14 protein-coding genes are annotated in these 13,822 nt (G+C 40.5%); 8 read left to right on the forward strand and 6 right to left on the reverse strand.

Annotation, left to right across the window (positions count from 1 at the left end; translation table 11 throughout):
- Nucleotides 1-238 precede the first annotated feature (238 nt).
- Nucleotides 239-928, forward strand: a complete 690-nt coding sequence (gene rsuA, locus GW828_RS07885; RefSeq protein WP_273059301.1) for a 16S rRNA pseudouridine(516) synthase RsuA — start codon at nucleotides 239-241, stop codon at nucleotides 926-928.
- Between the two features lie 162 nt (nucleotides 929-1,090).
- On the opposite strand, the gene GW828_RS07890 is transcribed toward rsuA, so the two are convergent.
- Genes GW828_RS07890 through GW828_RS07900 form a run of 3 tightly spaced genes read right to left on the reverse strand, consistent with a single transcriptional unit; the run spans nucleotide 1,091 to nucleotide 3,209 of the window.
- Nucleotides 1,091-2,029: a DUF4097 family beta strand repeat-containing protein gene (locus GW828_RS07890; RefSeq protein WP_273059299.1), complete on the reverse strand. Its 939-nt coding sequence runs from the start codon at nucleotides 2,027-2,029 to the stop codon at nucleotides 1,091-1,093.
- Nucleotides 2,026-2,649, reverse strand: a complete 624-nt coding sequence (locus tag GW828_RS07895; protein WP_273059297.1) for a hypothetical protein — start codon at nucleotides 2,647-2,649, stop codon at nucleotides 2,026-2,028. Before GW828_RS07895 ends, GW828_RS07890 begins: the two co-directional genes overlap by 4 nt.
- Complete coding sequence (locus GW828_RS07900; protein WP_124015580.1) at nucleotides 2,646-3,209, reverse strand: RNA polymerase sigma factor; 564 nt, start codon at nucleotides 3,207-3,209, stop codon at nucleotides 2,646-2,648. Before GW828_RS07900 ends, GW828_RS07895 begins: the two co-directional genes overlap by 4 nt.
- Before the next feature lie 394 nt (nucleotides 3,210-3,603).
- Here GW828_RS07900 and GW828_RS07905 point away from each other — a divergent pair, with 394 nt between their 5' ends.
- Complete coding sequence (locus GW828_RS07905) at nucleotides 3,604-5,466, forward strand: methyl-accepting chemotaxis protein (protein ID WP_273059294.1); 1,863 nt, start codon at nucleotides 3,604-3,606, stop codon at nucleotides 5,464-5,466.
- Between the two features lie 120 nt (nucleotides 5,467-5,586).
- On the opposite strand, the gene rpiA is transcribed toward GW828_RS07905, so the two are convergent.
- The 3 genes from rpiA to GW828_RS07920 form a co-directional block, all read right to left on the reverse strand.
- Nucleotides 5,587-6,246 (reverse strand): ribose-5-phosphate isomerase RpiA, encoded by a 660-nt coding sequence (gene rpiA, locus GW828_RS07910; protein WP_182722697.1) that lies wholly within the window; start codon nucleotides 6,244-6,246, stop codon nucleotides 5,587-5,589.
- Between the two features lie 65 nt (nucleotides 6,247-6,311).
- Nucleotides 6,312-7,124 carry a mechanosensitive ion channel family protein gene (locus tag GW828_RS07915; protein WP_182722698.1) on the reverse strand — a complete coding sequence of 271 codons (813 nt, stop codon included), beginning with the start codon at nucleotides 7,122-7,124 and terminating at the stop codon, nucleotides 6,312-6,314.
- An 11-nt stretch (nucleotides 7,125-7,135) separates the two neighbouring features.
- Nucleotides 7,136-8,434, reverse strand: coding sequence for a P-loop NTPase family protein (locus GW828_RS07920; RefSeq protein WP_182697479.1), 1,299 nt, complete (start codon nucleotides 8,432-8,434; stop codon nucleotides 7,136-7,138).
- A 323-nt stretch (nucleotides 8,435-8,757) separates the two neighbouring features.
- Between GW828_RS07920 and pbpG the strand changes: the two genes are divergently transcribed.
- The 6 genes from pbpG (at nucleotide 8,758) to GW828_RS07950 (ending at nucleotide 13,780) form a co-directional block, all read left to right on the forward strand.
- Nucleotides 8,758-9,669, forward strand: a complete 912-nt coding sequence (gene pbpG, locus GW828_RS07925) for a D-alanyl-D-alanine endopeptidase (RefSeq protein ID WP_182722700.1) — start codon at nucleotides 8,758-8,760, stop codon at nucleotides 9,667-9,669.
- A gap of 228 nt (nucleotides 9,670-9,897) precedes the next feature.
- Nucleotides 9,898-10,542, forward strand: a complete 645-nt coding sequence (locus tag GW828_RS07930; protein WP_124015586.1) for a cupin domain-containing protein — start codon at nucleotides 9,898-9,900, stop codon at nucleotides 10,540-10,542.
- A gap of 87 nt (nucleotides 10,543-10,629) precedes the next feature.
- Nucleotides 10,630-11,247, forward strand: coding sequence for an FMN-binding negative transcriptional regulator (locus GW828_RS07935; RefSeq protein ID WP_273059291.1), 618 nt, complete (start codon nucleotides 10,630-10,632; stop codon nucleotides 11,245-11,247).
- A gap of 98 nt (nucleotides 11,248-11,345) precedes the next feature.
- On the forward strand, nucleotides 11,346-12,644 hold the full coding sequence (locus tag GW828_RS07940; protein ID WP_182722702.1) for an MFS transporter: 1,299 nt from the start codon (nucleotides 11,346-11,348) through the stop codon (nucleotides 12,642-12,644).
- A gap of 132 nt (nucleotides 12,645-12,776) precedes the next feature.
- Nucleotides 12,777-13,130, forward strand: coding sequence for a HopJ type III effector protein (locus GW828_RS07945; protein ID WP_273059288.1), 354 nt, complete (start codon nucleotides 12,777-12,779; stop codon nucleotides 13,128-13,130).
- A gap of 164 nt (nucleotides 13,131-13,294) precedes the next feature.
- Entirely contained in the window at nucleotides 13,295-13,780 is a 486-nt protein-coding gene (locus GW828_RS07950) for a hypothetical protein (RefSeq protein WP_273059286.1), read from the forward strand.
- Nucleotides 13,781-13,822: the final 42 nt, after the last annotated feature.

A 13,822-nucleotide genomic window follows, 5' to 3' on the forward strand; every position in this document is an offset into this window, starting at 1 on the left:
TCACTTAATCCAGCAATAACCCCTTTATCCAAAGGGAAAAGCTATTACTTTTATTATAAATTGTATGTTACGGCCTTATCCGCCTATAAAACAAGCCGCATAGGTGCATTTTTAAGGGGTTTTTTGTGACTATATGTAACTAAAAATGACTGTTGTAGTGAAAAATATCGGTGATTGATTTCTATTTATGTGTGTAAGCAGCATAATAGTGCCAATATTTTTTGATTGAGTAATCATTGTGCGTTTAGACAAATTTATCTGTGAAAGTACCGAACTGACCCGGTCATTAGCCAAGAGAGCCTTGCATCGTGGTGATGTTACCTGTGATGGTGTCGTGGTCAAAAACTCAGGTTTTAAAGTACTACCACAAATGGCAGTACATTTAGATGGCACGTTAATTAGCATCATTGGTGAACGTTACATCATGTTAAACAAACCGGTAGACACCATTTGTTCAACCATTGATGAGGAATATCCATCGGTATTAAGTTTAATTGATATTGAAAAAATGGACACCTTACATATTGCCGGTAGATTAGATGTCGACACCACTGGATTAGTGTTAATCACCAGTGATGGACAATGGTCGCACAAAATCACTTCACCGAAGAAAGATTGTGGTAAACGCTACTTAGTTGAATTGGCCGAACCTATTGATGCCAGCTTGATCCAAGTCTTTGCTGATGGGGTTGAACTGCGTAATGAAGATGGACTGACTAAGCCTGCTTTGCTCGATATTATTGACCCAACTCATGTGCGATTGACGATTAGCGAAGGTAAGTACCATCAAGTGAAACGCATGTTTGCCGCGGTGGGTAATAGAGTGGTTAATTTACATCGTGAAGCGGTTGGTGCTATCGAGTTAAATACTGACTTAGCTGCAGGTGAATGGCGCTTTTTAACCGCTGCAGAAGTCAAGTCTGTGTAGTTATCATTTGAATATATAAAAATGCCCGGTTGTCACCATATGATGATTACCGGGCTTTTTTTATCTGCTCATGGCAGAGCACTTTCTACTCAAATACAAAATCAATTGCGAGGAAATCGTCTTTTATAAGCATCGCTTACCTGGAGCTAATGTTATTTACACTTATTGAGTTAGACTGATTTTGCCACTAATGGTATTGATGTTCACTTGGCCTGCACCTGCTAGAGTTTTGAATTGCAAGGTTTTGCTCGGTGAGTACTTTTGTTTTAGCGGTTTGTCATCGGTTAATTGATTATTAATTTTGCCACCAGGGCCGCCATCAATCATAAAACTGCTGTTAGGCATAGCCGTAAAGGTTAGTGCCATATCTCCACTTATTGTTTCGAGTTGGGCTTTGTTTAACTCTCCCCCGAGAGTCAATTTTGCATCACCGCTGATCGTAACAACATTCAACTCAGTGACTTGATTAACTGTGACGCTGATGTCACCAGAGACTTGATCGACAGTTAACTGTGTAAAAGCACTTTGACTTTTTAGTTCGCCACTGACTAAGCGCAGTTCAGCTTCGCCCTGACTATTGTTGTCTGTGATATCGCCTGAAACGGTTTCGAGGTTAATTTTTCCGGCTAACTCAGAGGTATTAATATTGCCTGACACTGTGGTGAGTTTAGTATTACCGCTAAGTTGTTTAGCGGTAATACTTCCGCTAACAACGGCTAATGATATCTGGCCATCAAGTTGCGCTAATTGATAACTTGCAGACACTCCCTCTGCATCTAAGCCAAGCTGTTTCGGAAGGTAAATGGTCAGTTGTGACCCTTGTTGATTACTGCCCTGATAGCTGCGAGGTAATTTATCTTCGACAATCACGCTATTGCCGTTAACCTCAAATAATAAGCCTTGGCTTAATTCATCAAGTTCACCTTTGATCTGAATGCTATTTTTGTCCCAACTGACCAGTTCAACATTACCTCGTTGTATTTTAACGCTGACCGAAGGGTTATCAGTGACAGTTAATTGTTGGTCAACGGTTTCTTTGGCCATTGACATAAAACTGATACCGATTAACGGCACGATTAACACGTATTTAGCCATGTTCATATTGTATTTCCTTGTGATGCTTGCTTGGATATAAATGGCAGTTTTTGACCTTGCTGTAATAGGTTGATTTGGCGTTGCATGATCCAGCGCCATAGTTGCCACATTTGTTGATTAGTCGGTTGTTGCTTCAATGCCGCTTGCACTTGTTTGCAAGCGTTATCAAGTTCAACAAGTGCTTGGCTAATATCAGCTTGCAGTTGTTGTGGTGCATCAGTTGATGATAGTTGCCAACTCACTGTGTATTGATTTTGATTAAAAGCTTGTAATTGGCTTTGATGAGTTAAGGCTATTTGATCAACCAGCTCAGCTAATGTTGCTTCTGTTTGGGTTGAGGGTGTTGCTAGGCTGACCTCGGTATTCACAGTGGATTGTGGCATGGTTGCCGTTAGTGCAGCCGTTTGTGGCAATAATGAACTCTCATCCGGGCGTTGCCACATCAGCAAGGCCAATAAAGAAAAAATCGTAATACTCGCGGCAATAAGCCAGTAGCGCTGCAGATTTTTTTGTGGATATTGAGGACCTAACTGCGATGCTATCGCTGGCCACAAATCGCTTGTCGACTCTATTTCTAAAGGTAATGACTTGACTAGGTTATCGAGGTCTTGCGCTGACTTATTCATGCAAGCATCTCCTGTAATAATTGTTTGGCATTATGGAACTGGGCTTTGCTGGTTCCTTCGGCAATATTAAGCAGGGCGGCGATTTCTTTATGTTGGTAGCCTTCAACAGCACACAATACAAACACGATTCGAGTACGTTGCGGTAACTTGGCGATGCATTTATCTAATAGATGATAATCATCAAACGTCACCGAGGGGATATTGGATGGGTCAAGTTGTTCTGTCGGTAAATAACGTCGCCACCATGATTGTTGTGCCTTTAGCTCGTTAATGGCTTGGTGGACACATAAGCGATGTAACCAGGTAGTAAATTGGCTATCGCCTCTAAATTGATCCAATTTATGCCATAAACGAATAAAACAAATTTGAGTAATATCATCAGCTAAGCTTGTTTGGCCACTGAGACGAAAACATATGGCGTAAACACGTTGATGGTGTCGCCGATATAGTTGTTCGAATGCCTGTTGACAACCCAAAGTCGCAATGGCAACTAATTGATTATCGTCAAGTGCCTCTAGATGGTTCAAGGGCTCTGAAATTGGCTGATTAATATTGTGCATCCTTAATGTTGCAATGTTTTCATTATCATTGTGTGGTTATTTGACAGACGCAAGTAGGTAAAAGGTTTAGAGAGCAAAAAAATAAATCATCTGAGCATCATATTAAGGCGGTTTTGTTGAAGGGGAAGTCTCGGATGTTTAATCCGTTGGTCATCATTAAAAAGTTCATTTTTTTTAAAGGCTTATGTGTCTGTATTGAGGTTTAGTCACACATAGCATTGATTGTTAATTGAGTCAGGACGTAATGCATATTAGATAACACTACAGTTGATGTTCCTGGTGCCGATAAATAGACGCCAGCAAATAATATCTAACTTTATTAGCATCTGATCTTTTATCCACTATATTTATTAAGCACTTTAATAACAATAATTATCCTCTAGGTGGTCAATATATGTTTATCCGTTCAAAACTTATTATCAGTGCAATGGTGTCGTTGACTGCAATAGTGTCCATGTTTGGCTTACAGCGTTACACCGCTTCTGTTCAAACCGATTTATCGATGGCGTCGAAAAATATTATTGAGGTACAAAAGCAAATCCTAGAACTTCGTAAAGACGAAAAAGATTTCTTTGCTCGCTTAGACATGAAATATGTGGCCAACCACAAAAAAATCATCACAAATGTATTCGCATTAATTAAACAAGTTGATGACTCATTACAATCACGAAGTATAGACACTCAACATTTAGATAATTTAGAGCAAAGCTTAACCCAATACCAAAATGTATTTAGTAACATTGTAGAGTTACAAACAGAAATAGGCCTAACCCCAACGTCGGGACTGTATGGACAGTTACGAGAAGCCGTTCATAACGTAGAGCAAGAACTTGCTTTAAATAGCCAAGATTCGATTACGGTTATCATGCTGCAGTTACGTCGAAATGAAAAAGATTTTATGCTTCGTCGTGATATGAAGTATGTTAAAACCTTTGATGAAAATATTGATAAATTTGTGCATACACTTTCAAGTTCTAGTTTGAGCAGTGAACTCGTTCAACAGCTTGAACAGAAAATTAAACAGTACCAAGGTGACTTTAACCTTCTTGTGGCCAAAGAGCAGCAATTTGGCTTAAAGGAAACCGAAGGGAAAATGGAGGATCTGCGTCAAATTATTCAAACAACAGAAGATAATACTCGTCAACTTAATCAGCAAGCCAATGCATATATTGCCGATGCCGAATATCAAAGTATGGTGTTATCTATTATTATCTTTTTAATTATCACCGTAGTACTCGTCGTTGTTACCTTAATGATTATCCGCAGTATTATGGTGCCAGTAGATAATATTACTGCTGTGATTTCGACCATTGAAAAAAATAAAGATTTATCTCTGCGCTGTGATGAATCTGGTCAAGATGAGTTAGCACGGGTGTCGCATCATTTTAACCGTATGCTGATTTCTTTTCAGGAACTGATTGAGCAAGTTAATGAGTCTGTTGATGCGATGAACGTGTCATGCCATGAATTATCTGACAATGCTTCTTTGGCATCGGAGGGGGTGTTACGCCAACTAAATGAGACTGATATGGTTGCGACGGCGATTACTGAAATGGGCGCGACCATTGACGAAATTGCTAAAAATACTGAATTGGCGGCCACTAAAGCCAGTCAAACTCATGATAATGCTCAATCGGGCCAACAGGGCGTGGAGCTCACCGTACAAAAAATTACCCTGTTAGCGAAACAACTGGTAGATTCTGCCGCGGTGGTTACCGAACTTGAAAAAGACAGTGTAACAATTGGCAGTGTGCTTGATGTGATCCGTGGGATTGCCGATCAAACTAACTTATTGGCATTAAACGCGGCAATCGAAGCGGCAAGAGCGGGTGAACAAGGCCGAGGTTTTGCTGTTGTCGCAGATGAGGTTCGCTCTTTAGCGATGCGGACACAATCTTCAACTGAAGAAATCAGCAGTATTATTTCAATTTTGCAATCTCGTACCCACTCCATTGTTAGCCTTATGCAAGAGAGTCAACAGCAAGGGCGTGAGAGTGCCGAACAGGCTGAAATTGCTGGCCAAGTGTTACGTCAAATTACCGATGACGTAACTAATATCATGGACATGAGTACTCAAATTGCTGCCGCGATTGAGGAGCAAAGTATGGTCGCTGCTGAAGTCGGTAAAAACGTGGTGATTATTCGCGATATTGCAGATGAATCTTCACATGCTGCAGAAGAAAATGCCGCAGCATCGGAAGATGTAAGAATCCGCGCTAAAGCCTTAAAAGAAGCGGTAAGCCAATTTAGCGTATAGTGTCGCTATGATCATTAACAGATAAGATGATCGATAAATAAAAATGGCCTAGCATTTCTGCTAGGCCATTTTTTATGCTCTTGCTAAACATTCAAGTTAATCAAGCGAATGGTTTAGTTTTTACATTGTAATGGTATTAACACCATCTGGGGTGCCAACCAGCAATACATCGGCGCCGCGATTAGCAAATAATCCATTGGTGACGACACCAACGATGGCATTGATTTTAGTTTCCATCACTTTAGGATCGAGAATTTGCATGTTGTACACATCTAAAATCACGTTGCCATTATCGGTTACAACACCTTGACGGTAGACCGGATCGCCGCCTAATTTAACTAATTCACGCGCCACATAAGATCGCGCCATAGGGATCACTTCTACTGGCAACGGAAAATCGCCGAGTATAGGCACTTGCTTGGTATTATCCACAATACAAATAAACTTTTTTGCTACAGCAGCGACAATTTTTTCGCGAGTTAAGGCTGCACCGCCACCTTTAATCATGTCCATGCGGTCATTAATTTCATCAGCGCCATCAACATAGACATCAATCAAATCAACACTGTTTAAATCAAATACTTCAATGCCCAGTTCGATGAGTTTTTTTGTCGACGCTTCTGAACTCGATACCGCCCCTTCAATATCATCTTTCATCGTTGCCAGTGCATCAATAAAGTGGTTGACGGTAGATCCGGTACCCACACCAACGATAGTGCCTTGTTTGACATACTGTAGTGCTGCCCAACCTGCTGCTTTTTTCATTTCATCTTGTGTCATAGCAATATTCTCCATTGTAACAATCAAAAAGTGGGATTTAACAATTGAGGCGATTATAACGCAAATTACTCAAGCACCGTTTGTTGCGCATCATAAAAATCAGCATTTTTAAATGCTGAAAGCACTCGTATGTTAATGTCACTCATAAACTTTTTCTCTAACCTTACGTCCATCACATACGCTTTGACTGTGATGGTTTGTAGAAAGTGGCCAAACTCGTGCTCGTTACCTAAGATGACAATAATAGGTTTATTTAAAAAGGTATAAGGTGAGCATTGAGTCGCTTCTCTGGCAAGGGCAATAGCTTTTTGGTGATCAGCATTCATTGGAATTGTAAATTTCACCACCACCATTTCATCTAAGGCGCCGCTATTTGAATTGGGTATCGCTGTTCTCAATGCTTCGGCATTGGGGATCATGACAGTGTCATCATTAAAGGTGCGTATCCAAGTCACGCTCCATTCCAGTTTAATGACTTCACCATAATGGCCCGATAAGGTCACCATATCGCCAACCCTATAAGGTGGATTGATCATCATAATCAATCCGGCAATCATATTTTTAGCCGGTTCTTGCGTGGCTAAACCGATCACGATACTAATCGAACCCACTACTGCGAGGATTAAATTTTCGTGCGGTTCGATAATGCCAACAATCGAATAAACGATAACGCATAGCCACACAAATAAACGCATAAAAGGATATGAGCGATTCCATATTAAGCGGTATTTAGGCAAGGCTTTATTGAGTTGCTTTAAGCAAAATTGCAGTAACACCAGTAGCAGCCATGCCATGATGCAAAGCACTAAAATACTAATGATTCGATCAAAGGAAATAATGTCTAAAAATGCTTTTAATGCTTTACGTGAATCGTCCATTTTCACCTCGTTTAATTAAACAGCTTATTGTTGTTGACCAAGTGGGTGGCGATAATTTTGCTTAATGTTGGAGTGATAAAATAGAAATGCTGAGCAAAATCCTGTTGCGAATATTGGGCAATAATCAGCCCTTGGCGAGCTAGGTACTCTAATTGCAAGCTGCTTTGTTCAATACTAAGAGTAAAAATATGCGCATGGGTATTGACTCGTAATCCGCCATGAATATAAATTTCCGCCAATGAAAATAGGTCACTATCATGGCATTGCTGTAATGCTGATGCGTTAATACAACAAATCTCAATACCGCTATTTGAGCTTTTATCTGAGCTAATATCAACCTGATGAGCGAGTGAATACTGCAATAATAGTGTGGCTAATTGAGGGTGTCCTTGGCTGACAGTGAATAGCTGTTTGAGTTGTTCTTTGTAAGGGTTGGTAATATCAACTTGATCTTTTTTGCTGTCTTTATAGGCCTCTTTTGTCGGCATAACATCCTTGCTGATTAAGCCTAAATCAAGCAGGTGTTTTGTTTGAATCGCGGCTAATTCAGTTTCACTGAAATAATCAAGCTCAATAATATGCTTAACAACATGATGAATTTGGTACTGTGCGCTTAATCGTTGCCATGCAAATTTTTCACAGCTTATGATCCAACAGTGATGTTTACGAGTTTGCATTATGATAGTGGCAAAGGTGACTAAAGCTTGATTGTTGCCTATCATTCGTAACATCAGTTTGTGCATAGCATCAATCAGAATCAGCTGAGGCGGCTGCTTGTTTATAGTAGCTATGGTCTCGGTGATGGTGTCCGGTGGCACAATGCCAAAACAATAACATATATCAGCAATGGCATCATTTTCATTCATTGGCGCTTGGTAAAAACTCATTAGTAGCCATTGAGATGGAAGTGGTTTTGCCTTAGTTTTCGGGACATCTTTTGCGTCTTGAGCAGCAATAGTTTGCAGTAAAGGCAGCAGCTGAGCTAAAAAAGAAGAACCTCCGGCACCACCAGGAGAGACAATGGCACTGATTTCACCATGGTGATTACGCCATTGATCAATTACATCAGATATTTGGCTAAGCTGTTTTTCCCGACCGACAAAATCGTCACAGGTATGATGCTGTTGGTCTAACATCACTTGAGTGATTGGGCCTCTATGAGCTTGAAGCGGACATTGATTCGCTATCGTCTTCAGCGATATTCGTCCTTTCTCAGCATCATCATTCTCTGTTTTAACAGTGTCTTTAGAGGTGAATAAGCTATTAAGCCATGGGTTTAAGCGGCTAAAAAAATGCAAGTTAATGTCCATTTATACTCTCTTTTTGAACGACTTTTTAATCTTAGCATGAAGCCAACAAAAGCGGTATTTGTGCTGAAGTTGATCTTGTTATACACCTCAAGACTGCATATCTCTTTGGCTATTTTTGGGGGCGAGGGCTCCATTCTGTTATCGATTTACCGTGCCAGATTTAGCTCGCCAGATGTCATATATGGCTTAATGGATATCTTTGGGACTTGAACTACAACAAATCCACTAAAATCTTACTAAAAGTGATTATTTATCTATTGTAGGCCTAATTCTTTATCGTATACTCAATGAACATCGTTACGTTTATTTTTCAAGTGAGAGTTATGAAACTCCGTCATTTTTTTGCCTGCATTTTATTGTGTTCAAATACCGTAATTAGCCAGTCGGTAGTTGCTGAACCTGTGTCTCAAAAACAATTATTACAAGAACTAGCATCTAACAGCGCCATGTTAGTCGACTTAAAAACCAATGAAGTGCTGTACTCCAGTAATCCGCACCAAGCATTACCTATAGCGTCGGTTACTAAACTGATGACAGCCATGGTGACCCTAGATGCAAAATTACCTTTAGATGAAAAAATTTCAGTGAAAATTAGCGACTCACCTGTGATGCGTAATGTTTACTCTCGGGTGCGTTTAGGCAGTGAAGTGAGCCGTGAAACTATGTTGTTAATGACACTAATGTCATCTGAAAATCGAGCTGCAACCTCGCTTGCTCATCATTATCCTGGTGGGTATAAGGCGTTTATTCGTGCTATGAACGATAAAGCAACGGCATTAGGGATGACGCAAACCCATTACGTTGAACCTACCGGGTTATCGGCAGAGAACGTATCGAGTGCTAACGATCTTATTTTACTACTCAAAGCCAGCCAGCAATATCCGTTATTAGGTAAGCTAAGTTCAACTAATAAAAAGCATATTATTTTTCAACATCCGCGTTATGCTCTGGATTTTCAAAATACCAATAAATTAGTTTTTAAAGATAACTGGAATATTGCCCTAACTAAAACCGGTTACACTAATAAAGCGGGCCATTGCTTGGTCATGTTAACCGAAATGGATAAGCGTAAAGTGGCATTTGTTGTATTAGATTCGTTTGGTAAATACACCCATATGGCCGATGCTAATCGCCTTAAAAAATGGCTAGAAACAGGCCGGACAACGCCGATCCCGGCTTCGGCTAAAGCCTATAAAAAGCAACGTCAAATGGCCTTAACTGCTTCAGACAGCTAATTAGGCCCATTTTTATGCCTTACCTTTTCATCGGTAGAGGTTATTAAATTTGCTTTGCGCAAGCTTAAACCTGTAAATATTATTTACAGGTTTTTTTATTTATAAAAATAATAATCATATTAATCAATAAAAAGTACCTTAAAGTACCTATTAAACCATTTTGTACTCGCTGTTCATTACGCTGATTTCGCTCTAAGATACTGGCAATCGTAGTTGTGAGGTATCAAGATGTTAAATATGGATTTTAGTCAGCGAGTGGTGATTAACACTGCCGATCTTGAATGGCAAAATAGTCCCGCAGTGGGCGTATTGCGTAAGCGCTTAGCGCGTGAAGAGGCTGAACGTGGCCATGCAACCAGCATAGTGAAATATCAAGCCGGTGCTAAATTCAACTCACATCCTCATCCGTTAGGGGAAGAGATTTTAGTACTCGACGGAGTATTTTCTGATGAAACCGGAGATTATCCAGCAGGCTCGTATTTGCGTAACCCTGAAGGTTTTGTCCACGCGCCATTTAGCCAGCAAGGTTGTACGCTATTGGTTAAGCTACATCAGTTTCAAACCACTGATTCACAGCAAGTGGCTATCAATACCAAGCAAGCTGAGTGGCTGCCTGGCCATGGCAAATTACGAGTGATGCCGTTACACCAACATGGCACTGAATCGACAGCATTGGTCATGTGGCCCGCGGGAACACATTTTCAACCGCACCGTCATTTTGGTGGCGAAGAAATCTACGTGATTAGCGGAGAGTTTATCGATGAACTTGGGCGTTATCCTGCAGGGACGTGGATCCGCAGTCCGCATCTTAGTCAGCATAATCCGTATGTGGAACAAGATACGGTGATTTTGGTTAAAGTAGGCCACTTGTAATAATCGCTATAAACCCATAAAACGATGGCATTTAGTCGTTACATTCATTATAAAGACTTTACTGATTATTTTAGTAAAGAGTGAATTATGCATGTACCTGATAAGTGGGATATGGGTTCTAGAGAGTTAATACACCAGTTCATTAACCAATATGGTTTTGCGACTCTTGTGTCTACTGATTTAGAGGGCTCACACTTACCTTTACTACTCACGGCCTCTGAGGGAGAAAATGGTACCTTGTATGGCCATTTTGCTCGTAGTAACTCCCATTGGAAAAACATAGTAAACACCAAAGTTCTGTGCATTTTCAATGGTCCGCACGGTTATATCTCACCCACTTGGTATGACTCATATCCAGCTGTTCCGACCTGGAATTACAGCGTAGTACATGCAAAAGGCATTATTGAATTAACTGATGATACAACCACCGCACACGTACTCGAATCGACCATCCAACAATATGAACCTTCATTGCTAGAAAGTGGTGGTTTTATTGCAGATGATTACCAACAAAAATTAGCCAAGGGCATTGTTGGTTTTAAGATCGTCATCGATGAGTTACAAGGCAAACAAAAATTAGGCCAGCACCGTAACCAAAGCGATCAACAAGGTGTGGTTAAAGGATTATCACTGTCAAATAGAGCTGATGAAAAACAGCTATTAACTTATATGATGAATAATAACATAGGATTAGGTAATAAATAGGTGGTTCAATGGCGTAAATGTCGTTAGGATTAGCCTAAACAATCCCACCAATTCAGTCTGTTACATTCAATTACAGCATCACTCTTTAAGGACAAAAAGTGCATAGCGATGTTTCTTTAGCGCGGTTTAAGCAATTTCCAAGGTTAATGTGGATATTGCTATTTGGCTCGTTTATTACCCGTGGCAGCTATTTCATGGTGTGGCCATTTTTGGCTGTTATCTTGTATGAAAAATTTGCCTTAACTGCCACTGAAGTCGGTTTAGTGCTGTCGAGTGCGGCCATTATTTCGGTATTCACTAGCTTTATTGGCAGTGCATTGTCTGACCGAATTGGTCGCCAAATGCTCATGTACCTCACGGGTGTGCTCTATATCATCTCGTTTTCATTACTGGCACAAGTTGATTCAGTTAAAGGCTATGTAGTGGTGATGACATTGTGCTCTATTGCAACCTCGTTATGGCGACCTCTTACCTCTGCCACCATTGGTGATATTATTGATGATCCCCAAACCCGTGAATTGGCAATGCAATCACTGTATTTTGTCGTCAATGTGGGTTGTGCTGTTGGGCCTATGTTAGGTATTTGGTTAGGCTTAACCGGTAAACAATCGAGCTTTTATATTACTGCAGCGGCTTTTGCTGCTTTATTAGGGTTACTGTTTTGGGGATTTAGACATCAAACACGGCAAACTAGCCCATCAATAACCGAACAGGTGCCTGATGGGCTTATTCCCACCATGGGCGATGCAACATCAGCGGTTAAGCGAAAGCCTGCGGTGATGAGCCGCAAGCAAATAGTGGCGATTTTACTGCAAGACAAATTGCTTCAATGTCTTATTGTGGCGAATATTTTGTGTATGTTCATTTATGCTCAAATGGACAGTTCGCTTATTCAATATCTTACCCGAGCGAATGCGCCTAATTTACTGACGCTAATTTCTGCAATGATTTTTACCAATGCCTTGGTGATCATATCAACTCAATTTTTACTATTAAAATTAATGGCTGGCTCCAGTTTAATTCATCGGATCCAGTTCGGATTGATCCTGTTGATGTGCTCACAAGTGTGGTTAGCCTATAACCCGATTGATTTATTTTGGGGCTGGATTGGCGCCATTATTATTATGAGTTTAGCCGAAACCATTTTGTTCCCTACGATGAATGTGCATATTGATCGACTTGCGCCTAAACATTTGCGAGGAGCCTACTTTGGTGCGGCATCATTTTATGAAATTGGTTTCGCGTTTGCGCCATTGGGCGGCGGGATTATTCTGGATCATCTTGGAGGATATTGGTTATTTATTATCGGTGCCATCTTGTCGCTAGTAGTGATTTATTTATACAGTATTTTGGATAAGCTACCGAGGCCTAATTTTGCTGCAATAGAGTTGAGCTAAAGGTCAAGCTCTTTGATGGTCAGTTACCATTAAGGCTTTTTCACTATAGTAAGTGGCGCTATTTTGCTATTGTTTTGCGTAATCTGATGTGGATGAGTTAACTTTTATTGTATTAAGGGAAGGGCGTATTTTATGGCTGTAACACAGATTAGTGAATTTATATCCTCTTTAACTGAGCGAGCGGAGACCGTGAGCTTTGAAGAGTCTATGGCATTGATCGATAGCCATTATGATTTTAGTCCAAGTGCATTTAAAAATGGTGATCTGCTCAATGAGGCAGGGCAGAATTCAGGTTCTTGTAAGATCTTGGCATTTGGACAAATTCATCAATTATCTAAGCCGCAAACCTTGGCAATGTTCGGCCAACATTATCGAGATGTTTTGGCCACGCCACAGGGCTCTGATCATCAAAATATCCGTCAGTTCATGAAACACGGTTGGGATGGGGTATTATTTTCGCAATTGGCGTTGGAACTGAAGTCATAGCCATATAGAAACATGCTATCGATTAATGTCGACAACAGCGTGCAATAGCACTACATTTGCAGCCACATCAACCGTATCATTAAAAGTATTTGGTTTTAACGGTAGGCATATCGTTGGTTAAGCATGTTTACTAGCGCTTATTTGATCGCAAAGGAATCAATTTTATGAATCGTTATATATTACCTCTTATTGTATTAAGTACCTTAACGGTGCTTTCTGTCAGCCACAGTGTTGCTAAAGATCATGATTCGCATGAGCATAGCCATAAGCAAAAATCTGAAAAACACGACAAAAAACATCATAAGAAACATGATAATGATAGCAATAATTACCAGACTTATTTTAGTAATGACCGTCAGGTAATTATTAATAATTACTACTATACCGGCCGTGATGCCAAGCATTGTCCACCAGGGTTAGCCAAGAAACACAATCGCTGCGAACCACCGGGCAGTGTTAAACAATGGCGTAAAGGCCAAGCGCTGCCTGCGGATGTTGTTTACTATGATGTGCCTTCTGCGCTAACCGTCCAGCTAGGACGGACACCTGAAGGACAGAAAATTGTTCGTGTGGGGACTGATTTACTATTGATCAGTGTTGGTACTGGTATGGTGATCGATGCAATACAAGATCTTAATGATGTGTTGTAGGGAGTTGCTATAACACTTGATTAGGATAAAGCTATTACAAGG

This window comes from Shewanella vesiculosa (assembly GCF_009994065.1).
In the GTDB taxonomy this organism is placed as follows: Bacteria; Pseudomonadota; Gammaproteobacteria; order Enterobacterales; family Shewanellaceae; genus Shewanella; species Shewanella vesiculosa.